General features: G+C 72.7%; 22 protein-coding genes. 10 read left to right on the plus strand and 12 right to left on the minus strand.

Going from position 1 to position 22,392, the window contains the following annotated elements; genetic code table 11:
* Positions 1-10 precede the first annotated feature (10 nt).
* Positions 11-1,249: a MurT ligase domain-containing protein gene (locus HZZ00_RS12125; RefSeq protein WP_180332182.1), complete on the minus strand. Its 1,239-nt coding sequence runs from the start codon at positions 1,247-1,249 to the stop codon at positions 11-13.
* Positions 1,250-1,401: 152 nt separating this feature from the next.
* Between HZZ00_RS12125 and def the strand changes: the two genes are divergently transcribed.
* Positions 1,402-1,941: a peptide deformylase gene (gene def / locus HZZ00_RS12130; RefSeq protein WP_070028150.1), complete on the plus strand. Its 540-nt coding sequence runs from the start codon at positions 1,402-1,404 to the stop codon at positions 1,939-1,941.
* Position 1,942: 1 nt separating this feature from the next.
* On the opposite strand, the gene HZZ00_RS12135 is transcribed toward def, so the two are convergent.
* Entirely contained in the window at positions 1,943-2,587 is a 645-nt protein-coding gene (locus tag HZZ00_RS12135; RefSeq protein WP_070028148.1) for a TetR family transcriptional regulator, read from the minus strand.
* Between the two features lie 166 nt (positions 2,588-2,753).
* On the opposite strand from HZZ00_RS12135, the gene HZZ00_RS12140 reads away from it, so the two are divergent.
* Positions 2,754-3,983, plus strand: coding sequence for an acyl-CoA dehydrogenase family protein (locus HZZ00_RS12140; protein ID WP_180332183.1), 1,230 nt, complete (start codon positions 2,754-2,756; stop codon positions 3,981-3,983).
* Positions 3,984-4,067: 84 nt separating this feature from the next.
* Here HZZ00_RS12140 and HZZ00_RS12145 read toward each other — a convergent pair whose 3' ends face one another.
* The 8 genes from HZZ00_RS12145 to HZZ00_RS12180 all read right to left on the minus strand — a co-directional run bounded on the left by HZZ00_RS12145 (position 4,068) and on the right by HZZ00_RS12180 (position 12,380).
* A complete protein-coding gene (locus HZZ00_RS12145; RefSeq protein WP_180332184.1) occupies positions 4,068-4,613 on the minus strand; it encodes a cupin domain-containing protein in 546 nt (181 codons plus the stop codon).
* Positions 4,614-4,620: 7 nt separating this feature from the next.
* Complete coding sequence (locus HZZ00_RS12150) at positions 4,621-5,844, minus strand: cytochrome P450 (protein WP_180332185.1); 1,224 nt, start codon at positions 5,842-5,844, stop codon at positions 4,621-4,623.
* On the minus strand, positions 5,841-6,905 hold the full coding sequence (locus tag HZZ00_RS12155) for a type III polyketide synthase (protein ID WP_180332186.1): 1,065 nt from the start codon (positions 6,903-6,905) through the stop codon (positions 5,841-5,843). Before HZZ00_RS12155 ends, HZZ00_RS12150 begins: the two co-directional genes overlap by 4 nt.
* Before the next feature lie 742 nt (positions 6,906-7,647).
* On the minus strand, positions 7,648-7,881 hold the full coding sequence (locus tag HZZ00_RS12160; RefSeq protein WP_071828720.1) for a DUF6213 family protein: 234 nt from the start codon (positions 7,879-7,881) through the stop codon (positions 7,648-7,650).
* 26 nt (positions 7,882-7,907) lie between these two features.
* Positions 7,908-9,293: an NADP-dependent succinic semialdehyde dehydrogenase gene (locus HZZ00_RS12165; protein ID WP_180332187.1), complete on the minus strand. Its 1,386-nt coding sequence runs from the start codon at positions 9,291-9,293 to the stop codon at positions 7,908-7,910.
* A 76-nt stretch (positions 9,294-9,369) separates the two neighbouring features.
* Positions 9,370-9,843, minus strand: a complete 474-nt coding sequence (locus HZZ00_RS12170) for an NUDIX domain-containing protein (RefSeq protein ID WP_180332188.1) — start codon at positions 9,841-9,843, stop codon at positions 9,370-9,372.
* Entirely contained in the window at positions 9,840-11,378 is a 1,539-nt protein-coding gene (locus tag HZZ00_RS12175; RefSeq protein ID WP_180332189.1) for an ATP-dependent DNA ligase, read from the minus strand. The genes HZZ00_RS12170 and HZZ00_RS12175 overlap by 4 nt, the downstream gene beginning before the upstream one ends.
* A gap of 60 nt (positions 11,379-11,438) precedes the next feature.
* On the minus strand, positions 11,439-12,380 hold the full coding sequence (locus HZZ00_RS12180; protein WP_180332190.1) for an NAD(P)/FAD-dependent oxidoreductase: 942 nt from the start codon (positions 12,378-12,380) through the stop codon (positions 11,439-11,441).
* A gap of 77 nt (positions 12,381-12,457) precedes the next feature.
* On the opposite strand from HZZ00_RS12180, the gene HZZ00_RS12185 reads away from it, so the two are divergent.
* From HZZ00_RS12185 to HZZ00_RS12205, 5 genes are all read left to right on the plus strand, one after another.
* Positions 12,458-13,033, plus strand: a complete 576-nt coding sequence (locus HZZ00_RS12185; RefSeq protein ID WP_180332191.1) for a helix-turn-helix domain-containing protein — start codon at positions 12,458-12,460, stop codon at positions 13,031-13,033.
* Between the two features lie 92 nt (positions 13,034-13,125).
* A complete protein-coding gene (locus HZZ00_RS12190; RefSeq protein ID WP_070028127.1) occupies positions 13,126-14,091 on the plus strand; it encodes an NADPH:quinone oxidoreductase family protein in 966 nt (321 codons plus the stop codon).
* Complete coding sequence (locus HZZ00_RS12195; protein WP_180332192.1) at positions 14,088-15,269, plus strand: acyl-CoA dehydrogenase family protein; 1,182 nt, start codon at positions 14,088-14,090, stop codon at positions 15,267-15,269. Before HZZ00_RS12190 ends, HZZ00_RS12195 begins: the two co-directional genes overlap by 4 nt.
* A complete protein-coding gene (locus HZZ00_RS12200; RefSeq protein ID WP_180332193.1) occupies positions 15,266-16,339 on the plus strand; it encodes an acyl-CoA dehydrogenase family protein in 1,074 nt (357 codons plus the stop codon). Before HZZ00_RS12195 ends, HZZ00_RS12200 begins: the two co-directional genes overlap by 4 nt.
* Positions 16,340-16,454: 115 nt before the next feature.
* Complete coding sequence (locus HZZ00_RS12205; RefSeq protein ID WP_070028124.1) at positions 16,455-16,649, plus strand: hypothetical protein; 195 nt, start codon at positions 16,455-16,457, stop codon at positions 16,647-16,649.
* Positions 16,650-16,663: 14 nt separating this feature from the next.
* On the opposite strand, the gene HZZ00_RS12210 is transcribed toward HZZ00_RS12205, so the two are convergent.
* Together HZZ00_RS12210 and HZZ00_RS12215 are read right to left on the minus strand one after the other, a co-directional pair.
* Positions 16,664-17,902, minus strand: coding sequence for a phosphodiester glycosidase family protein (locus HZZ00_RS12210; protein ID WP_180332194.1), 1,239 nt, complete (start codon positions 17,900-17,902; stop codon positions 16,664-16,666).
* 408 nt (positions 17,903-18,310) lie between these two features.
* Positions 18,311-18,805: a MarR family winged helix-turn-helix transcriptional regulator gene (locus HZZ00_RS12215; protein WP_180332195.1), complete on the minus strand. Its 495-nt coding sequence runs from the start codon at positions 18,803-18,805 to the stop codon at positions 18,311-18,313.
* A gap of 86 nt (positions 18,806-18,891) precedes the next feature.
* On the opposite strand from HZZ00_RS12215, the gene HZZ00_RS12220 reads away from it, so the two are divergent.
* From HZZ00_RS12220 to HZZ00_RS12230, 3 genes are all read left to right on the plus strand, one after another.
* Positions 18,892-20,103, plus strand: coding sequence for a multidrug effflux MFS transporter (locus HZZ00_RS12220; RefSeq protein WP_180332196.1), 1,212 nt, complete (start codon positions 18,892-18,894; stop codon positions 20,101-20,103).
* Positions 20,104-20,156: 53 nt separating this feature from the next.
* The gene (locus tag HZZ00_RS12225) at positions 20,157-21,143 is read left to right on the plus strand and encodes a hypothetical protein (protein WP_180332197.1); all 987 of its coding nucleotides are present in this window, start codon (positions 20,157-20,159) and stop codon (positions 21,141-21,143) included.
* 108 nt (positions 21,144-21,251) lie between these two features.
* Complete coding sequence (locus HZZ00_RS12230; protein WP_257585936.1) at positions 21,252-22,349, plus strand: alcohol dehydrogenase catalytic domain-containing protein; 1,098 nt, start codon at positions 21,252-21,254, stop codon at positions 22,347-22,349.
* The last annotated feature ends 43 nt before the right edge of the window (positions 22,350-22,392 follow it).

Consider the following 22,392-nt stretch of genomic DNA (forward strand, 5'->3'; position numbering starts at 1 on the left):
CCTTCGAAGATCAGTTGCCGACGCGGCGGCGCAGGTCCTGGAACGCGGTGTAGTTCGCGATGACCTCGATCCGGCCCGGCGGGCACAGCTGGACGGCCTGGTCGAGGTTCTCGCAGACCTGGAAGTGCTGGTTGGCCACTTCCAGACGGACCGCGAGGTCCAGCTTGCGGTCACCGAGCACGAAGATCGGGTGGCCGGTCAGCCGGGTGTAGTCGACGTCCCACAGCCAGGAGGTGTCGGTGCCGTCGGCCCCGCGCGCGTTCACGGACAGGATCACCGGGGCGGGCGGCGGGTCGATCAGGGAGAAGGTCTCCAGCCAGCCGGCCGGGTTCTTGGCGAGCAGCAGCCGCAGGTCCCGGTTCTGGAACTGCACGACGTCATAGCGTCCGGCGACCGCCTGCACCTGGTACATCCGCTCCAGGGCGACCTGCGGCGGCACCCCGAAGACGGCGGCGACGGCCGCGGAGCTGGCCGCGTTGGCCTTGTTGGCGCGGCCCGGCAGCTGGAGGTGGATCGGCCAGGCCGAGCCGTGCGGGTCGAGGACGTGGTCCCCGGACAGCGCCCAGGAGGGCGTGGGCCGGCGGAAGCCGCACTCGCCGCAGAACCAGTCGTCGCCGGGGCGCTGCATCACGCCACCGCAGGACGGGCAGGACCAGGCGTCGTCCTTCCACATCTGCCCGGCCGCGACCCAGATCACGTTCGGGGAGGAGGAGGCGGCCCACACCACCAGCGGGTCGTCGCAGTTGGCGACGACGACCGCCTTGGAGCCGGCCAGGCCCTCGCGCCAGTTCTCGGCGAGCATCCGGGTCTCGGCGGCGCGGTCGAGCTGGTCGCGCGAGAGGTTGAGCAGGGCGATGCACTTGGGGTCGGTGTCCCGGGCCACTCCGGCCAGGTACTTCTCATCGACCTCTATGACGCCGAACTTGGCGTCCGAGCCGCCCGCGAGCGCCGAGGTGATGCCGGCCGGCATGTTGGCGCCGAGCGCGTTCGAGACGACCGGTCCCGCGGCGCGCAGCGCTTCCGCGATCAGCCGGGTGGTGGTGGTCTTGCCGTTGGTGGCGGACACCAGCACGACGTCCAGGTTCTGGGCCAGCCGCGCCAGGAGGTCGGGGTCGAGCCGCAGCGCGACCTTGCCCCCGATCACCGACCCGCTGCCCCGCCCGGCGGCCCGCGATGCCGCAGCGACCGCCTTGCCCGCGGTCACGGCCAGCTTGGCCCGCGGCGTGAGCGGGTCCGAGTTGCCTGCCATCAGTTCTCGATCCTCCTTGCGTACGCGCCGCGCCTGGGGCCATCCGGCAACGTGGTGTGAACCCTCAGCCTATCGAGATCCATTCCCACACCCGAATCCCGGTCGCACCCATGGCGGCGGGCATGAGCTGAACGAACCGTACCCTTGCCGCCATGCGACACGGTTCCATTGCGGGCGCCCACGGGCGCGTCCGGCCTCTCACCCTGCTCGGCGACGGCGGCTTGCGCGAACGATGCGCGGAGGTCACCGACTTCGGCCCCGCGCTCGCGGCGCTCGTGGAGGACCTGTTCGCCACGATGTACGCGGCGCGGGGAGTGGGGCTGGCCGCGAATCAGATCGGGGTGCCGCTGCGGGTGTTCGTCTACGACTGCCCGGACGACGAGGACGTCCGGCACCTCGGCCATGTGGTGAACCCGCGGCTGGTGACGGTGGACGGGATCGTGCTGCGGGGGCCCGAGGGCTGTCTGTCGCTGCCGGGCCTGGAGGCGGGCACGGAGCGGTACGACCACGCGGTGGTCGAGGGTTTCACGGTGACGGGGGAGCCGGTCACCGTCCACGGCACGGGTTTCTTCGCCCGGTGCCTGCAGCACGAGTGCGACCATCTGGAGGGCCGGGTCTACGCGGACCGTGTGACGGGGTGGCGGCGGCGCCTGCTGGAACGGCGGATCCGGCGGGCCTCCTGGAGCCGCTGACTCAGAAGCCGGGTCCTCCCACCCTGTCCCCGGCGGCCGCCAGCCGGCCCCACAGCAGGTCGGCGAGGGAGCGCACCAACTCCGCGCGCGAGCAGGGGCGTTCGCCCAGCCACCAGTCGCCGGCGGCGTGCATCATGCCGACGATGCCGTGCCCCCACACCCGGGCGAGCTGCTGGCTGCCGGGGCCGAGGTCCACCCGCTCCTCGATGACCTGGGCCAGGTCCTCGCCCATCCGCCGCAGCAGCGGGGCGCTGTGCTTGCCCACGTCGAAGCCCTGGTCGGTGCCGGTGCTGCCCTCGGCCGGGTGCATCAGGAACCGGTAGACCTGGGGGCGGGCCTCGATGGCGGCGAGATAGGTGTCCAGCGTGGACTCCACGCGCTCCCGCCGGTCCGCCGGGGCGTCCAGCGCCGCGCGCAGGGAGGACAGCAGCGCGTCGGTGTGCCGCTTGGCGAGGGCGGCGTAGAGCCCGCCCTTGTCGCCGAAGTGGCGGTAGAGGATCGGCTTGGTGATCCCCGCCTCGGCGGCGATCGCGTTCATCGACGCCTGCGGGCCGTCGCGGAGCACCACCCGGTCGGCGGCCTCCAGCAGCTCGCGCCGTCGGCGGTCGGCGGACCGCTGCTGATCGGTCCGCTGCGTGGTGTCCATGTACTCTCCCCACCCGTGCTGAATCGGTGACGCCTGCGCAAACTAACACTGCCCGTGGCCCTGACATCGAACGGGCTGCCGAGAGGCCATCGCAGGTTGACTTTTCCTACCCGTCGGTAACAGACTCGCGTTACCGCTAGTAACACCGTACGCCGCTGGAGGGGACATGGCCGAGTTCACCATGGAGCTGAACGACGAGCAAAAGGAAGTCCGGGACTGGCTCCATGGCTTCGCCGCCGAGGTGATCCGGCCGGCCGCCGCCGAGTGGGACGAGCGCGAGGAGACCCCCTGGCCGGTCATCCAGGAGGCCGCGAAGGTCGGCATCTACTCCCTCGACTTCTACGCGCAGCAGTACTTCGACCCCACCGGCCTCGGCATCCCGATGGCCATGGAGGAGCTGTTCTGGGGCGACGCGGGCATCGCGCTGTCCATCGTCGGCACCGGTCTGGCCGCGGTCGGCGTCCTCGCCAACGGCACCGAGGAGCAGATCGGCACCTGGATCCCGCAGATGTACGGCGACGCCACCGACGTCAAGGTCGCCGCGTTCTGCTCCTCCGAGCCCGACGCCGGCTCCGACGTGGCCTCCATGCGCACCCGCGCGGTCTACGACGAGGCCAAGGACGAGTGGGTGCTCAACGGCACGAAGACCTGGGCGACCAACGGCGGCATAGCCAACGTCCACGTCGTGGTGGCCAGCGTCGACCCGGAGCTGGGTTCCAAGGGCCACGCCTCCTTCATCGTCCCGCCGGGCACGCCGGGCCTCACGCAGGGCCAGAAGTTCAAGAAGCACGGCATCCGCGCCTCGCACACCGCCGAGGTCGTCCTCGACAACGTCCGCGTCCCCGGGTCGTGCCTGCTCGGCGGCAAGGAGAAGCTGGACGAGCGCCTCGCGCGCGCCCGCGAGAAGGCGAAGGCCCAGGGCGGCGAGCGGGTGAAGAACGCGGCGATGGCCACGTTCGAGGCGTCGCGTCCGGCGGTCGGGGCGATGGCCGTGGGCACCGCGCGGGCGGCCTACGAGGTCGCCCTCGACTACGCCAGGACCCGGGAGCAGTTCGGGCGGCCGATCATCGACAACCAGGGCGTCGCCTTCCAGCTCGCGGACATGCGCACGCAGATCGACGCCGCGCGGCTGCTGGTGTGGCGGGCTTCGTGGATGGCGATCAACGGGAAGCCGTTCACCGCGGCCGAGGGGTCGATGTCCAAGCTCTTCGCCAGCGAGACCGCGAAGAAGGTGACCGCGCAGGCGATCCAGATCCTCGGCGGGAACGGGTACACCCGCGAGTACCCGGTGGAGCGCATGCACCGGGACGCGGCCATTTACACCATCTTCGAGGGGACCAGCGAGATCCAGCGGCTGGTCATCGCGCGGACGCTGTCCGGGATGTCCATTCGCTGACGCCACCGTCGAACCGGGCGGCCGGCCGCGATCCGTCGATCGCGGCCGGCCGCCCGGTTCCCCCGCTCCTCGGGGTGACCGTGGTCACCGGTGCCGGAGCGGCGTGAGCTGCTCGATGTCGTACTTCAGCCGCAGCGCCTCGATCGCCTCCTGGTCGGGCGGTCCGCCGTCGCTCAGGATCTCCAGGAGCTCCTCGAAGTAGCGCTCGTGGTCGGGGGGCGGGCTCGCCTGGAAGAACATCTTGGCGGGGGTGTCCGTCGGGTTGGCGAACGCGTGCGGGCAGCCGGGGGGTACGACGATGACGGTGCCCGGCGTCGCCCGGACCACCCTGTTGCCCGAACTCGACTCCCACTTCTTCCAGTTGTCCGGGGTACGGATGCGGGGCTCGAAGGCGAGCACGTCCAGCTCGCCCTCCAGGACGTAGAACAACTCCTCGCTGCGGGTGTGCACATGGGCACCGACGTCGAAGCCCGGCGGGACCTCCACCTCGAAGGTGGAGGCCATCCGCGAGTGCACGCCGGTGACCTTGAACGTGACCCGCTGGGCGGGCGTCTCCACCACCCGGCCGTGGCCCGGCGGGACGAGCAGCCCCTCGACCGATGCCGATGTCAGCCCTTCGATCGTCGTCATCGCGGCCTCACCACATCACGGGCAGGGCCTCGGGGCCACGGATCAGCGCGCCCTTTTTGAAGGGCACCTCATCGGGCGGCACGGCCAGCTTCAGGCCCGGTATCCGGTCCAGCAGGGCGTCGACGATCAGCTCGGACTCCAGCCGGGCGAGCTGACCGCCCGGGCAGTAGTGCGGCCCGAAGCCGAAGGAGACATGCGGGTTGGGGCTGCGGGTGACGTCGATCGTCTCCGGATCGGGGAAGACCTCCGGGTCGCGGTTGGCGGCCAGGTAGGAGACGTAGACCGCGTCGCCCGCGCGGATCCGCACACCCCTGATCTCGACGTCCTCCAGGGCGATCCGGGACAGGCCGACCGCGTTGCGGTGCGGGATGTACCGCAGCAGCTCGTCGATGGCCCGGGGGCGGATCGCCGGCTCGTAGCGCAGCCGTTCGGCCAGCTCGGGGCGGGTCAGCAGCAGATAGACCATCTGCCCGCTGTTGTTGGTGACCGCCTCGCCGCCGATCTGGAGCAGCACGGCGAGCCCGACGGCCTCCTCCAGGGTGACCTCGCCCAGGCCCACGGCGGCGCCCAGCAGCGAGGCGACGTCCTCGTCCGTGCTGTCCACGCGCCGCCCGACGAGGTCGCGGAAGTACGCGCTCATCTCGCGCTTGGCCCGCTCGCTGACCTCCTTGCCGTGCGCGGACGACAGGATCAGCTGGGTCCACTCGTGCATGTCGTGCCGGTCGGCGGCCGGAACGCCCATCAGCTCGCAGATCACCGCGATGGGGAACGGGCTGAGGACCGCCGCCGTCAGATCGGCGGGCGGGCCGTCGGCCAGGAGCCGGTCGACCATCTCGTCCAGCGTGGCGCGGGCCTTGTCGCGCACCCGCTCCACGCCCTTGGCGGTGAACGCCGCGGTGACCGAACGGCGCAGCCGGGTGTGGTCGGGCGGGTCCAGGAAACCGACCGCGCCCCGGTCGGGTATGAAGTGCGGGGCCAGCCGGGTGACCGGCTTGTCCATGACCGCCTCACGGCCGAAGCGGGGGTCGTTGGTCACCATCCGCACATCGTCGTAGCGGGTGACCAGCCACGCCCAGCCCTCGCCGTTGGGCAGCTGGATGCGGGTGACCGGGCCCTCGGCCATCAGCTCCCTGAGCACCGGGTCGAAGTCCGTCCCGGTCAGGTCGAGCGCCGGCCAGTACCGGACCGGCGGCACGGCCTCGCTGAGCGTCGCCTCCTCGGTCTCGGTCATCGCCCGCCCCCGTCCCCGTCGCTCCAGCGGCCCACCGTCATCTCGGCGGTGATGCCGGGGCCGAAGCCGGCGAGCAGTCCGCGCGCCCCCTCCTCGGCGCCGCCCTCGTCGAACAGCCGGCGCAGCGCGTCCAGGACGACGGCGCTGGCGATGTTGCCGTACTCGGTGAGCGTGGACCGGCTGAACCGGAACGCGTGCGGCTCGACCTCCAGGAACTTGCTGAGGTCGTCGAGGATGCGGGGGCCGCCGGCGTGGATGATGTAGAAGTCCAGGTCGGTGGCGTCCCAGCCGTGGTTGCCCGCCAGGTCCTTGAGCGCCGGGGCGAGCGGTTCCATGGTGGTGGGCACCCGCTTGTCCAGCAGGAAGTGGAAGCCGGTGGCCCGCACGTCGTAGGCGATCCAGTCCTCGGTCTTCGGGATCAGGTAGGAGCCGTTGCGCTCCAGCCGGACGCCCCTGCCGCCGCGTCCGCGCACCACGGCGGCGGCGATGCCGTCACCGAACAGGCCGTTGGACAGCAGCGAGCCGACGCCGAGGTCGGTGGGCTGGTAGCACAGCGAGCAGAACTCGCAGGCCACGATCAGCGCGTTGGCGTTGGGGTACGCCGTGCAGAAGTCGTGGGCCCGGTTGATCGCGGCGCCGCCGGCCGCGCAGCCCAGCTGGGCGATGGGGAGTTGGCGGGTGGTGCTGTCGAAGTCCATCTCGTTGATCAGCCAGGCCGTGAGCGAGGGCATCATGAAGCCCGTGCACGACACGTAGATGATCACGTCGATGTCGGTGGTGAGCAGCTCGGCGTCGTCCAGCGCCCGCTGGATCACCGCGGGGACCCGGGCCTTCGCCTCGGCCTCGTAGAGCTTGTTGCGGTCCTCGAAGCCGGGGTGCTTGAGGGTCTCCTCGATGGGCTGCACGATGTGCCGGGTCTTCACGCCGGTGTTCTCGATGAGCCGCAGTGCCAGCGCCAGTTGAGGGTGGTCGGCGTGGCGCGAGCGCGCCAGCTCCAGCGTCTCCTCCATCGTGATCACGTGCTCCGGGACCGACACCGATGGTCTGCACAAAGTCGCCATGAACCGTCCCTGCTTTCCGCGTGTCCGGTGGGCCTTCACCCACCGGTCAGAAGGTGGTTCACCTCAGGAGGTGCTTCACCCACCGTCACCCGGGGGGACGAGTATCTCGCGTTGGGTTACTCCGAATCGGGGACGCCGTGTCGGTCCCGAAGGAGGACTTCCGAGGCCGGACGAGCGAAAAAACCACGCCGGCCGTTAGCGCGAAAGACCTGCTGGGGAGCGCCGTCGGGGCCCTCGATCCGGTGCCCTCGGCCGCCCCGTCGTACCGCTCGCCGAACGCGGCGCGCGCCGGCACCGGCTCCGCGGCCTTCTTCACCACGCCCGCGGACGGGGGGAGGGGCGGTCGCCCGGCACCCGCCGGCTCCGCCGCGGCCTGCGCGGTCTCGCCCGCGGGCACGCCCCCGCGCCCGCTGCCGGCCTCTCCGGCCTACGCGGCCTGGCTCGCCCTCGACGCGTTCCCGGCCGACGCGGTCGTGGCGCCCACCGCCAACTTCGCCGCCTGGAGCGGCCGTTGCAGCCGGATCGCCCAGGGGCCCGCGCGCCCGCTACGGCTTCCCGGACACCGCCTGCGCCTGCTTCGGCCTCTCCACCGAGCCGTCGCCCGAGCCGGAGCGGCGGGCGACGGCGGCGGTCCGGGCGGCCCTCGGCGCCGGGACGCTCGACGGGGAGCGGGCCGGTGCGTACGGGGGGCCGCTGCGGACGTACGAGGCGAGGTTCCGGGGAGGGCCGGCGGGGCGGGCTCCTACGGCGGGCCGCTGCTGTGCGCGATGCACGCCACGTCGATCCGGTCCGCCAGCTTCGCCAGCTCGATCGTCAGCGCGGCGACGGTGTCCTCGTCCAGCCCCCGCTCCCCGGCCTCGACCAACCGCAGCCAGCGCCCGCCCACGGTTCGCAACAACTTGCTCACATCGGCCGCAGCCACCTGCAAGGTCCCGCGGTCGTCGACGATCAGAGGCAGAGTCACTTCGCGGTTCACAAAAGGGGATGGTAGACCCGCAGCCGTCACGCACTCTGCCAAACCGTCGTGATGTTGCAGAACTCCCGGATTCCGTGCCCGGACAGCTCACGGCCGTACCCCGACCGCTTCACGCCGCCGAAGGGGAACGCCGGGTGGGAGGCGGTCATCCCGTTGACGTACACCGCCCCGGCCTCCAGGTCCCGCGCGAACCGCTCGATCTCGCTCTCCTCTCGCGTCCAGACGTTCGAACTCAGTCCGAACGGCGAGTCGTTGGCGATGAGCAGCGCCTCTTCCAGGTCGTCGGCCCGGTACAGCGTGGCCACCGGTCCGAAGGCCTCCTCGCGGTGGATGCGCATCTCCCGGGTGATGCCGGCGAGCACGGTCGGCGGGTAGTACCAGCCCGGTCCGTCCGGCCGCTCGCCGCCGCACAGCACCCGCGCCCCGCTGCGCCTGGCGTCGTCGACCAGCTCCTCCAGGTCCTTGCGCCCCTGCTCGCTGGCGAGCGGCCCGACCTCGGTGTCCTCCTCCAGCGGGTCGCCGACCTTGAGCGCCTTCATGCCCGCGACGAACCGCTCGGCGAAGGCGTCGTAGACGTCGGTGTGCACGATGAACCGCTTGGCGGCGATGCAGGACTGCCCGTTGTTCTGCACGCGCGCGGTCACCGCGACCTGGGCCGCGCGGTCGATGTCGGCGGAGGGCAGTACGACGAAGGGGTCGCTGCCGCCCAGCTCCAGCACCGTCTTCTTGATCATCTCCCCGGCGGTGGAGGCGACCGCGCGCCCGGCGGGCTCGCTGCCCGTGAGGGTGGCCGCCCTGACCCGCTCGTCGCGCAGGATGTCGTCCACCGCGGCGGAGCCGATCAGCAGTGTCTGGAAACAGCCCTCGGGGAAGCCCGCCCGGTGGAACAGGTCCTCCAGGTAGAGGGCGGTCTGGGGGACGTTGGAGGCGTGCTTGAGCAGTCCCACGTTGCCCGCCATCAGCGCGGGCGCGGCGAACCGGACCACCTGCCACAGCGGGAAGTTCCACGGCATCACCGCGAGCACGGGGCCCAGCGGGCGGTAGCGGACCCGCACCCGGCTCGCCCCGGAGTCCTCGACGTCGGCCGCGGCGGGCTCCTCGTCGGCGAGCAGGGCCTCGGCGTGCTCGGCGTACCAGCGCATGGCCTTGGCGCACTTCGCGGCCTCCGCGCGGGCCTGCTGCACGGGCTTGCCCATCTCCGTGGTCATGACCCTGCCGATTTCCTGCCGGTCCTCGTCCAGCAGGTCGGCGGCCTTGTTCAGCAGCCGGGCGCGCTCGGCGAACGTGGTCGTCCGGTACGTGCGGAACGTGGCCTCGGCGAGCTGGAGCCGGCGTTCCAGCTCCTCCTCGCCCATGGGCTCGTACGTCTTGAGCGTCTCGCCGTTCGCCGGGTTCACCGTCGCGATGGGCATGGCTGACCTCCCTGGGAGCGGGCTGTGCTTAGACCTTCGCGCGCGGCCCGTCCGAGCGCAACGCCAGGTCGCTGTTTCAGGCCGAGTACTCCGCCAGCCGGTCGAGAAACTCCGCCTGCGCCGTGATGATCACCTCACGGGCCCGCTCCAGCCCGAGCCAGGCCACCCGGTCCAGCTCGGGGAACTCCTGGCGCCGGCCCGAGCGCGGGGGCCACTCCATGGTGAAGGTACCGGGGGTGAATCCGGTCAGGTCCGGGTCGCCCGCCACCGCCCAGGCGGTGACGACCTTGCCGTTCTTCTGCACGACCTCGCCCAGCGGCACCGCCTCCCCGGCGGGCGGCGTGAGGCCCAGCTCCTCCCGGAACTCGCGCCGGGCGGCCTCCCAGGCGGGCTCGTCGCCCTCGTACTCGCCCTTGGGCACGGTCCAGGCGCCGACCTCCTTCTTCGCCCACAGCGGTCCGCCCATATGGCCGAGCAGCACCTCGATCCCCCCGGGCGCGGGCCGGAACACCAGCAGCCCCGCACTGCGCTTCGTCCTTCGCACCGTCACGGTGTGACCTCCGGGTGGGCCGCGAGCAGGGCCTCCACCGTATCGGCCTCCTCGGGCCTCTTGTCCTCGCGGTAGCGCAGCACGCGCGCGAAGCGCAGGGTGACGCCGGCCGGGTAGCGGGAGGAGCGCTGGAGGCCGTCGTAGGCGATCTCCACGACGAGTTCGGGGCGGACCCGGACCGTCCAGCCGTCGTCCTCGACCGCCAGTCCCCCGAGCCGCTCGGTCTGCCAGTCGAGCATGGCGTCCGTCATGCCCTTGAAGGTCTTGCCGAGCATCGCGAAGCCGCCGTCGGCGGTGCGCGCGCCGAGATGGAGGTTGGAGAGTTTCCCGGTGCGCCTGCCGTGGCCCCGTTCGGCGGCCAGGACCACCAGGTCGAGGGTGTGCACGGGCTTGACCTTGAGCCAGGCGGCGCCGCGCCGGCCGGCGCTGTACGGTGCGTCCAGCGACTTGACCACGACGCCCTCGTGGCCCCGGGCCAGCGTCTCGGCGAGGAACCGTTCCGCCGCGGGGATGTCCTGCGGCCCCCCGGCCACCGTGCGCCGCACCCGCATCGGCTCGGGCACCAGCCGGGCCAGCTCCGCGTGCCGCTCGGCGAACGGCAGGTCGAGCAGATCACGGCCGTCGACGGCGAGCACGTCGAAGAAGACGGGGGAGACCGGGACCTGTCCGGCGGCCCGCGCCACGTCGGTGCGGGAGCCGACCCGGCCCGCCGTCTCCTGGAAGGAGCGGGGTCGCCCGGCCGCGTCGAAGGAGATCACCTCGCCGTCCAGGATGAACCGCTCACCCCCCAACTCCAGCGCGGCGGCGGTCACTTCGGGCAGCCGTGCGGTGATGTCGTCCAGTGTGCGGGTGTGCACGCGCACCGAGTCGCCGTCCCGGTGCACCTGCACCCGGATGCCGTCCAGCTTCTCCTCCACCGCGCAGGCGCCCAGTTTGCGCACCGCCTCGGCGACGGAGGAGGCGCTGTGCGCCAGCATCGGCAGCACCGGACGGCCCACGGTGAGCCGGAACCGGTCGAGCGCGGCGGGTCCCTCGCCCAGCAGGGCCCGCGCGACCGTCTGGAGCGAGCCCGACAGCATCACCGCCCGCCGTACGTCGTGCGGGTCCGCGCCGGTCGCCCGTGCCAGGCCCTCCACGGCGACGGCGTCCAGCGCCCCCTGGCGGACCTCGCCGGTGAGCAGGCCGCGCAGGAAGCGCTGCTCCGGCTCGGTGGCCGCGCCCAGCAGCGCGCCGACCAGCCGGGCGCGCTCCGCCTGGGAGCCGGGTCCGGAGAGCTTGCCCAGGTCGGTGAGGAGCGCGTCCACCTCGCGGACGGTGAGCACCGGTTCGGCGGCGGGCGGCACCGGGCGGCCCAGCACCTTCCAGCCGACGCCGAGCCGGCCCTGCGGCAGCCGTCCCGCCAGATAGGGGATGACGACCGGCACGTCCTCCGCGTCCGCCTCGCGGAACAGCTCCGCGAGCAGCCCGATCTTCCGCGATCGCGCCGCCGTGGCGGCGACCTCACCCGACACCTGCGCGAGCCGACTCAGCAACATGCCCTCAGAGTGCACCGCGCGGGCGGCCCCGACACCTGCGCCCGGCCCCCGGGGGCGGCGCTATCCCAGCGCCGCGTCCAGGTCGGCGAACAGCAGCTCCCCGTTGATCGCCGCGCCCGCCCGGTACCCCCGGCTCGCCGCGTTGACCACCTGCTCGGCGAAGCCGCTCGCGTTGCCCGCCGCCCACAGTCCGGGCACGCTCGTCAGGCCCCGCTCGTCGATCACCGGGTAGGCGCCGAAGGGCGTCTCGCGCAGTTCGGCGCCCAGCCGGACGAACAGTTCGTTGCGCGGCACGGGCCGCGGCGCGGCGTACAGCACCTCGCGGTCGTGCACCGTGCCGTCGGCGAGGCGTACGCCGGTGAGCCGGTCGCCCGCGACGACGAGCCCCGCGACCTCCCCGGGCACCACCTCGACCCCGGCGGCGGCGAGCCGCCGCAGGTCCTCGTCCGCCAGCTCCGCCTCCGGCACGAGGTGCAGGAACAACCGGACGTCCTTCGACCACTGCGTGACCATCAGCGCCTGGTGGACGCCGAGCGCGGACGCCGCGAGCACTCCGGTCGGCAGGTCGCGGGCCTCCCAGCCGTGGCAGTACGGGCAGTGCAGCACGTCCCGGCCGAACCGCTCGGCCAGCCCCGGCAGCGGCGGCAGCTCGTCGCGCAGCCCGGTGGCGACCACCAGCTGCCGGGCCCGCGCGGTGTCCCCGCCCGCGAGGACGACGGTGAAGCCGTCCTCGTCACGGCTCGCGTCCACGACCCGGTCGCGGACCAGTTCCACCCCGTACCGGGCGATCTCCTCCCGGCCCGCGGCCAGGAAGTCCGCCGGGGACATGCCGTCCCGGGTCAGATAGCCCTGCATGTGGGGGGACGGCGTGTTGCGCGGCTCACCCGCGTCCACGACCAGCGTCCGGCGCCGGGCCCGGCCCAGCACCAGCGCGGCGGACAGCCCGGCCGCCCCGCCGCCGACGACGATCACCTCGTGGCGCGCGGCCCTGTTCTCGGTCATGTGACCACCTCCGCCCCCGACGTTCACCCTAGGTCTGCGGGATTGACAAACATCTTTGCCGAAACTGCAATGGGCTCATGGGTACCGAAGACGTTCTGGCGGAGGTGGGTCCCCGGCTGCGGCGGATCCGCAAGGAACGGGAGGTGACGCTGGCCGCGCTGTCCGAGGCCACCGGCATCTCCGTGAGCACGCTGTCCCGGCTGGAGTCCGGGCTGCGCAGGCCCAGCCTGGAGTTGCTGCTGCCGATCGCCCAGGCCCACCAGGTCCCGCTGGACGAACTGGTCGGCGCGCCCCCGGTCGGCGATCCCCGGGTGCGGGCGGAGCCCGTGCGGCGGTACGGCCGCACGTTCTGGCCGCTGACCCGCCAGCCCGGCGGCCTCCAGGCCTTCAAGGTGCTCGAACCCAGACGCCGGGAGGAGCCCGACCCGCGCACGCACGAGGGGTACGAGTGGCTGTACGTGCTCTCCGGACGGCTGCGGCTGGTGCTCGGCGAGCACGACGTGGTGCTGTCGGCGGGGGAGGCGGCCGAGTTCGACACCCGGGTGCCGCACTGGTTCGGGTCGACGGGGGAGGGGCCGGCGGAGTTCCTGAGCCTGTTCGGGCCGCAGGGGGAGCGGATGCATGTGCGGGCGCGACCGGCGGCGCGGAGGTGAGCCCTCCACGTGGGGTGTTCCCTCACGGGCAAGCGACCGCTTAGTATGCGGGCGGAACCCGGTCGGACGATGCGGTCGCGTGGAGGCCCCGTATGCAGGCATGGCAGGTGCACGAGAACGGCGAGCCCGACGAGGTGATGCGTCTCGCCGAGACCGCGCGGCCCACCCCGGGCGACGGGCAGGTGCTGCTGCGGGTGCGGGCGGCGAACGTCAACTTCCCGGACGCGCTGCTGTGCCGGGGGCAGTACCAGGTGCGCCCGCCGCTGCCGTTCACCCCGGGCGTGGAGATCTGCGGCGAGACGGAGGACGGCCGCCGGGTGATCGCCACCCCGGCGCTGCCGTACGGCGGCTTCGCCGAGTACACCGTCGCGGACGAGGCGGCCGTGCTGCCCGCGCCCGAGGCGCTGGACGACGCGGAGGCCGCCGCCCTGCACATCGGCTACCAGACCGGCTGGTTCGGGCTGCACCGGCGGGCGCGGCTGGAGGCGGGCGAGACCCTGCTGGTGCACGCCGCGGCCGGTGGGGTGGGCAGCGCCGCCGTGCAGCTCGGCAAGGCGGCCGGCGCCACGGTCATCGGCGTGGTCGGCGGGGCCGAGAAGGCCGCCGTCGCCCGTGAGCTGGGCTGTGACGTGGTGGTGGACCGGCGCACCGAGGACGTCGTCGCCGCCGTCAAGGAGGCCACCGGCGGGCGCGGTGCCGATGTGATCTACGACCCGGTCGGCGGCGAGGCCTACGCCCAGTCCGCCAAGCTGGCCGCCTTCGAGGGCCGCATCCTGGTCGTCGGCTTCGCCGGCGGCACCATCCCCACCCCGGCGCTCAACCACGCCCTGGTGAAGAACTACTCGATCGTCGGCCTGCACTGGGGCCTGTACAACACCAAGAACCCCAAGCTGGTCCTGCGCTGCCACGAGCAGCTGACCGAACTGGCCGCGCGCGGCGCGATCAAGCCGCTGGTGAGCGAGCGGGTGCCGCTGGCCGGGGCCGCGGCCGCCGTGCAGAAGGTGGCGGCGGGCCGCACCACCGGCCGGGTCGCCGTGGTCCTGGAGGGAGCGTCGTGAGCCGCCCCGACGAACTGGTCGACCGCACGCGGGAGTTCCTCGCCGCGTACCCGCCGGAGCACACCGAACGGCTGGACTTCCTGCGCGCCCGCTTCGACGCCGGGCTCGCCTGGGTGCACTACCCGCAGGGGCTGGGCGGCCTCGGCGCGCCGCGCTCGCTCCAGGCGGCCGTGGACGCAAAGCTGGCGGCGGCGGGCGCCCCGGACAACGACCCGCGGCGGATCGGCATCGGACTCGGGATGGCCGCGCCGACGATCCTCAAGTACGGCACCGAGGAGCAGAAGCGGCGCTTCCTGCGGCCCCTGTGGACCGGCGAGGAGGTCTGGTGCCAGCTGTTCAGCGAGCCGGGCGCCGGCTCCGACCTGGCCGCGCTCGGCACCCGGGCGGTCCGGGACGGCGACGAGTGGGTGGTCGACGGGCAGAAGGTGTGGACCTCCAGCGCCCACCTGGCCCGCTGGGCCATCCTGATCGCCCGCACCGACCCGGACCTGCCCAAGCACCAGGGCATCACCTACTTCGTCTGCGACATGACCGACCCCGGTGTCGAGGTGCGGCCGCTGCGGCAGATCACCGGTGAGGCCGAGTTCAACGAGGTCTTCCTCACCGGCGTCCGCATCCCCGACAGCCGCCGCCTCGGCGAGGTCGGCGAGGGCTGGCGGGTGGCCCAGACCACGCTGATGAACGAGCGCGTCTCCATCGGCGGCATGCGGCTGCCCCGCGAGGGCGGCATGATCGGCCCGGTCGCCCGGACCTGGCGCGAGAGGCCCGAGGCGCGCACCCACGACCTGCACCAGCGGCTGCTGAAGCTCTGGGTGGAGGCCGAGGTCGCCCGGTTCACCGGCGAGCGGCTGCGCCAGCAGCTGGTCGCGGGCCAACCCGGCCCCGAGGGCTCCGGCATGAAGCTCGCGTTCGCCCGCCTCAACCAGGAGATCAGCGGCCTGGAGGTGGAACTCCGCGGCGAGGAAGGCCTGTTGTACGACGACTGGACCATGCGCCGCCCCGAACTGGTGGACTTCACCGGCCGCGACGCCGGCTACCGCTATCTGCGGGCCAAGGGCAACAGCATCGAGGGCGGGACCAGCGAGGTCCTGCTGAACATCGTCGCCGAGCGCGTCCTCGGGCTGCCCGCCGAGCCGCGCACCGACAAGGACGTCGCCTGGAAGGACCTGGCCCGATGACCGACCTGTTGTACTCGGAGGAGGAAGAGGCGCTGCGGGCCGCCGTGCGGGACCTGCTCACGGACCACTGCGCCGCGGCCGACGTCATCGCCCGTATCGAGTCCGGCACCCCGCACGACCTCGATCTATGGAAGTCCCTCGCCGGGAGCATGGGCCTCGCCGGACTCCTGATCCCCGAGGAACAGGGCGGGCAGGGCGCCTCCCACCGGGAAGTCGCCGTCGTCCTGGAGGAGTTGGGGCGGGCCGTCGCTCCGGTGCCGTATCTCGCGAGTGCGGTCGTGGCCACCGAGGCCCTGCTCGCCTGTGGCGACGCGGAGCTGCTCGGCCGACTGGCCACCGGGCGCACCATCGGCGTACTGGCGGTCGGGCTGCACGTGGCCCCGGGCGCCGAGGTGCGCACCGTCCGGGCAGAAGACGGCCTGCTGCACGGCGAGTTGACCGGTATCGCGGACGCCACCGCCGCGGACGTGCTGCTGGTCCCGGCCGACGACGGCGGACTGTACGCCGTGGCCGCCGACGCGGTGACCCGCACCCCGGTGCCCTCCCTCGACCTCACCCGGCCGCTCGCCACCGTCACCCTCGACGGCGCGCCCGGCCGCCGGGTCGGTGACGCCGCACCCGCCGTGCGGCGCGCGCTGCGGGCCGCCGCCGGACTTCTCGCCTCCGAACAACTGGGCGTGGCCGACTGGGCGTTGACGGAGACGGTGCGCTACCTCAAGGAGCGCAAGCAGTTCAACCGGCCGGTCGGCGGTTTCCAGGCGCTCAAGCACCGGCTCGCCCAGCTCTGGCTGGAGGTGGTCAGTCTGCGGGCCGCCGCCCGCGCCGCCGCCGACGCGCTGGCCACGGGGGAGGACACCGACATCACGGTGGCCGTCGCCCAGGCCTACGCCGCCCCGGTCGCCGTCCACGCCGCCGAGGAGGCGCTCCAGCTGCACGGCGGGATCGGCATGACCTGGGAGCATCCCGTGCACCTGTATCTCAAGCGGGCCAAGGCCGGCTCCCTCGCCTACGGCACCGCGGGCGCCCATCGTGAGGCGCTGGCCGAACTGGTCGACCTGCGGGCGCCCTGAGCCGCACCGCCGAGACACCACACGTTCGGCGGACACGCCAGCCGCCCGACGGAACCCTCCGCTACGCCACACTTGCGATCGAATGCCCCATTTGGGCGTGGCGGAGGAGGTTCCGATGGCGATTTCCATCTCAGTGGTGCTGCTGCTCCTGATCCTGGCCGTGATCTTCATGCGCAACGGCTCGCTGAAGGTCTCCCACGGCCTGGTCTGCATGCTGCTCGGCTTCTATCTGGCGTGCACGAGCATGGCGCCCACCATCCACAGCGGGCTCGACGCGACGGCCGACCTGGTCAGCAGCCTGCGGCCCTGAGGTCCACGGCCGGATCAGCCGGTCTCGAAGACACCGACCCCGTTGGCCACGGGGCGTTCGGCGCCGCCGCTCGGATGGTTGCGGACGGTCACCGAGGCCGCGCCCGGGTCCCGGGTGACCATCTCGGAGGAGCCGCCGCCGTCCAGGTTGAACGCGTAGGACGCCCCCAACGACCGCATGGTGGCGGCCTCTTCGGCGACCGTGAGGCCGGAGCGGTAGGCGACGGCCCCGTCCAGCGCGAGGATCAGCAGCTGCCGGCCGCCGCCGTTGAACCCCACCACCGTGCGCACCGCCGAGGCGGTGTCGTCCAGCCCGGCGAGCGGCTTGCCGTCGCGCAGCACCGGGAAGCCGCCGACCGCGAAGGCGTAGGGGACCGTGGAGTCGGCCGCGGTCAGGGAGTGCGTGACGGTCACCGCGTCCCCGACGGCGAGCGCGCGCAGCTGCCGGGCGCCCTCCTCGCGCCCCACCAGGACCGTGGTGTCCGGCGGGATCGCGCCGCCGCCCGGGGCGGTCGCGGCAGAGACCACCCGGCCGCCGCGCACGGTCACCTCGTAGGTGTCCGTGGTGCAGCCCGCGCCACGGTTGGTGTCGGTGCCGCACACGGCCCGCTCCCGGGAGGCGGCGCCCCACCGGGTGGTGTAGGCGCCGATCGAGTTCTGCGGCAGCGCGTACTGGTTGAGCCCCTTCAGGGGGAGCGTGCCCGCCGGGGTGCGCACCGAGCCGGTCAGGGAGAGGCGGTCCAGACGGGCCCGGTGGTCGGTGCCCACGCCGACGACGTCCTCGGTGGTGGTGCCCGGTGGCAGCGCGGGCCCGAACCGCTGGCCGCCGGGCACCGCGGCCTTGAGCACCTGGCCGTCCGCGACGGCCGGGCCGACGCTCGCGCCGGTGGCCTCGACGCCCGGGTGCTGGGTCTCGGTGATGTCGAAGAAGTCCCCGTTGACGCCCGCGAGCGCCTTGGCCGCGTCCGCCATCGCGGAGACCGTGGCCCGGGCGGCCACCGCCCCGGGGTGCAGCAGGCCGACGCGCACGTGCGGATTGCCGAGGTCGACCGTGAGCAGATGGGCGTGCGCCGTCCCCGCGGCCGCGGGCACGTCGAACTCCCGGTAGCTGACGCCCGGTGCGATGCCCTTCCCCTCCGCAACGGCACCGGCCGGCGCCGCCCCCGCGAGGGCCGCGCCGGCCAGTACACCGAACGCCGTGACAACCGTGAGAACCGCTCTGCCCGCTGCCGAACGCCCGCGACGTCTGGTCACCGTGCCCCCTGATGTCTCGTCAACCGTCCCTGTGTCCAGGGACAGTGGACCAGAAGGGCACGGACGGCGGGAGGACTACGGATGTCCGGCCGATGATGTGACTGTCGGCCAATCGGATCGTTGTTCGCGTCAAGGGACGGGGCGAACGCGGTGGTCCGCCGGGCGCGCAGGGGGCGGCTGCGGCCCTTCCTGCCTGTGGCCGACGGTCGGTGCTGGCGGTGGTGTGATAGCAGGCAAGTGAGCGACACGATGCTTCACCGGATCGGGGGACCGGGGCGCGTGGCGCGATCCGCCGGTTCCCCGGCCGTGGGCAGCCTTTCTTCCGCCACGCCGAGCGCGGCGGAAAGCCGCGTGCCCGGGTCCCCCGGGGAGATCGCCGGCCTGGGCGCCCCATGGGCCACGGTGCGTTCAGGAGGGTGGGCGCAGGGCGTCGGGGTTGAGGTGCGTGACCAGGCGATGCAGGAGCAGGTGGGCGGTGGCCTGTTCGGAGGGTGTCAGGACGCCGAGCGCCTCGGCGTTGACGTCCTCGATCACCGCCTGGGCGCGGGCGGCGAGCAGGGCGCCGGCCTGAGTGGGGTGCAGGCCGAGCATGCGCCGGTTGGTGGGGTGTGGGCGGCGTTCGAGGAGTCCCCGCTCGGTCAGGTCGGCGACCGCGCTGCCCATGGACTGCGCGGTCACGCCTGTGCGGCGGGCTGATTCGGCGCTGGTGACGCCGGGGCGTTGGACGGCGTGCTGGAGGGCGTTGTGCTGGGCGAGCGTGAGGTCCAGGTCACGCAGCGCCCGTTCGAGGCGGGCGCCCAGGGCGTGCCCGAGCTGCCAGACGAGGTAGCCGGTGGACGGTTTGAACGCCGCCGCGCCGACTCCGTCGGAGGGCGAGGAAGAGGAGTTGTCGGGCAGGTTCATGAGCGCACCACTTGTCAGTCAACTTATAAAGCGCATAACTTATAAGCCACCTTACAAGTTTGGTGGTTCTTCCGGTGCCCTCTCCCGTGATCTCCCGCCGTCAGGGTCCGCCCATCGTGCTGCTCGGTCTGCTGTGCGCCATGGCTCCCATGGCGATCGATCTGTACGTTCCGGCTCTGCCGGTCATCGCGACCTCGCTGGAGACCAGTCCGGCGGCGGTGGGCGTCACCCTGTCCGCGAACGTCGCCGGGCTGGCAGTGGGGCAATTGCTCATGGGCTCGCTGTCCGACGTCCTGGGGCGCCGACAGCCCCTGCTCGCCGGCCTGCTCGTCTTCGCGCTGGCCTCCCTGGGCTGTGCTCTGGCGCCCTCTCTGGCGGTGCTGACCGCCCTGCGGTTCCTGCAGGGCCTCGCGGGTGCGGCCGGACCGGTGCTGGGCCGGGCCATCGCCCGCGACCTGTACTCCGGCAGCAGACTCGCCCAGCTCTTCGGAACACTCTCCCTGGTCATGGGCATCGCCCCGGTCTGCGCCCCCGTTCTGGGCGGCGGGCTGCTGCGCGTCTCCTCCTGGCACGGCCTGTTCGTCGCTCTTGCGGCTGTCGGCGCCGTACTGGCCTTGTGGTCGGTGCGCTCGATGCCGGAGACCCTGCCGCCCGGACAGCGGACCAGCGCCGGCCTCTGCGACGTCTTCCGCGCCTACGGCCGACTGCTGGGCAACCGCACCTTCCGGGCGTACGCGCTGACCCTCGGCGCGCTCTTCGCCGTTCTCTTCGCCTACATCGCCGGGGCGGCCTTCGTCCTCCAGAGCGGCTACGGCCTCACACCCACCGCCGCCGGCGCCGTCTTCGCCCTGGTCGCGGCGTGCATGGTGGCAGGCGGTGCGGCCACCGGCCGCCTGGCCCGCCGCACCACCCCCCAGCGCATCCTCACCAGGGCGACCGCCGTCCTCGTCGTGGCCGGCACGGGGGTGCTGACAGCGTCCTGGGCCGGGGCACCACTCCCGGTCTTCCTGATACCCCTGGTGGTGCAGATCGCCGCCTTCGGCCTCGCGGCGCCCTGCTGCACCACGCTGGCCATGTCCGGCCAGTCCGGTGCCAGCGGCTCGGCATCGGCACTGCTGGGTGCCACCCAGTTCGCCACCGGCGCCCTGGTCACCCCGCTGGTCGGCCTCGGAGACGCCGACCAGGGCCGGACGATGGCCTGCGTCATGACCGGCGCGGCTGTCGTCGCCGCGATCGGCGCCGGCATCGCCCGGCGTGCGGCGCACCGCAGCTCCCTCACCCCCGGCCAGGCCCGCTGAACCACCTCGCCGCCATCCCCCGTTTCACTGCCTCTGACATCGAGGAGCCCGTCATGGCCATCGTGACCGAAACCTTCCGCCTGCTCGGCCACGAGCAGCCCCTGCGCACGATCCGGCGCGACGAAGAGCTGCTGCTCACCGAGCCCGCCCCCGGGCCGATGAAGTTGTGGACCGACCAGCCCCTGCTGGAAGCGGTGCACTTCCCACAGCGGTACGCGTCCCAGCCGTTCGCGCCGCCGCGGGGTCTCTACGAGAACGACCAACTGCGCGTCGAGTGGCAGACCATGGACAACCGGCAGCCCTTCTACCACCGCAACTGCGATGTGGACGAGATCTCTTATCAGATCGCGGGCGAGCGCACCCTCATGACGGAGCTGGGCACGGTCGAGCTGCAGCCCGGCGACTTCTCCCGCATCCCCCGCGGCGTCGCCCACGACAACTACGGCCGCAAGGAGAGCCATCTGCTCTTCTACACCCCCGCGCCCGTCACCGAGGAACACGCCGCCCACCACGTCTCCCGCCCCCTCTTCCCGCCCTTCGACGGCTGGGAGGCCGGCACCGTCACCGAAGTCACCACCCAGTGCCTGGGCGCCCCCGGCCACGACGTGGCCGCCCACTGCGGCGACGAACGCCTGTTGCTGGAACAAGCCCACGACGAGACCGGTCGGCTGACCGTGCTGCGCCCGGACCCCGCCCCCGCCACGACCTCCTGGCTCTACCGGGCCGACAGCTTCCGGCTCGGCATCGCCCGCCTGTCCGGCGCGCCGGGCAGGCGGGCCTACACCCGAACCCTGGACGCCGACGAGATCCAGTACCAGATCAGCGGGCGGCGCATGCTGCTCACCCAGCGCGGTGCCCTCGAACTGGCTCCGGGGGATTTCGTCCGCATCCCTCTGGGGGTTGCCCACACCAGCATCACCGAGGAACCGGCCTGTCACCTCACCCTGCTCTCCCACCGCCCGGCTCCCCGCGTCGCACCCGCCGGCCGCGCCGCCGAACCCCTCACCTCTCGCCTGGTGCGCGAACTCATCGCGCACTGAACTACGACCACCCACCCGGGAATGACGGACGCCGCCCCACGCGCCAGCCGCTTCGCCGCGCCATCACACCGACCATCGAGAAACCGGGAGACAGACTCCGTGCCCACCATGCAGGCCGTCACCGCCCACGCCGGCTCCGCCCGGATCCATCTGGACACCGTTCCCGTCCCCGAACCCGGACCACAGGACGTCCTGGTCCGCGTCGCCGCCGCCGGACTCGCCCCCGGCATGCTGACCCTCCTGTCCCGTGGCGCCTTCCGTCACCTGCCCACCGTCCTGGGCCACGAGGCCGCAGGCGCCATCACCACCGCCGGTCCGGAGGCACAGGCCCACGGCTGGGCACCAGGACAGCGGATCCGCGTCCATCCCCAGCTCAACTGCCGTACCTGCGCGGCCTGCACCACCGACCGCGACATGCTGTGCGCTCAGCAGGCCATGATCGGCCACGCCGCCTTCGGCCCCGCCCCCATGCCTCTGTACGCGCGCTACCATGACGGCGGCCTGGCCGAATACATCCGCGTGCCCTATTGGCTGCTCGACCCACTGCCGGACAACGTCTCCTTCGACCTCGGCGCGAAGGTCCACGACCTCGCCAACGCCCTGCGCGCACTGAAACTCGCCGCACTGCGCCCCGGCTCCGTCATGGTCGTCACCGCCGCCACGGGCACCATGGGCACCGCCACCATCAAGCTCGCCCCCTACTTCGGCATAGCGCGGCTGATCCTCGTCGCCCGCTCCCGCGCACGCTTGGACGCCGTGACCCGGCTCGCCGGCGCCCTCCCCACCGACACCGTCGCCCTGGAAGAGCTGGACACCGACTGGACGACCAACTCCGGCCTCACCGCCCGGCTACGCCACCTGCTGCCACAGGGCGCCGACGCCGTTCTCGACTACACACCCGACGGCCCCACCACCTGGCAGGCCACCGCCGCCCTCGCCACCGGCGCGACCATGGTCCACATGGGCGGAAATCCCACCCCCTGCCCGTTCCCCGCCCTCACCTTGATGACCAACTGCTGGCGCCTCATCGGCACTCGCTCCTGCACCCGCTCCGACGCCCACGAGATCCTGCGCCTGATGGGAAGCGGCCTTCTCCAGGCGGAAGACCTGATCACCCACCGCTACCCGCTCGCCAACGTCCGGACCGCCCTGCACGCGCTGCAGACCCGTACCGAGCCCATGTGGATGGCTGTCGTCAATCCCTGAAGCGCGACCCTCCGACGCGAAGTGGGCCGCCGTCGCACGTGAC

Source organism: Streptomyces sp. NEAU-sy36, from assembly GCF_013423905.1.
In the GTDB taxonomy this organism is placed as follows: domain Bacteria; phylum Actinomycetota; class Actinomycetes; order Streptomycetales; family Streptomycetaceae; genus Streptomyces; species Streptomyces misionensis.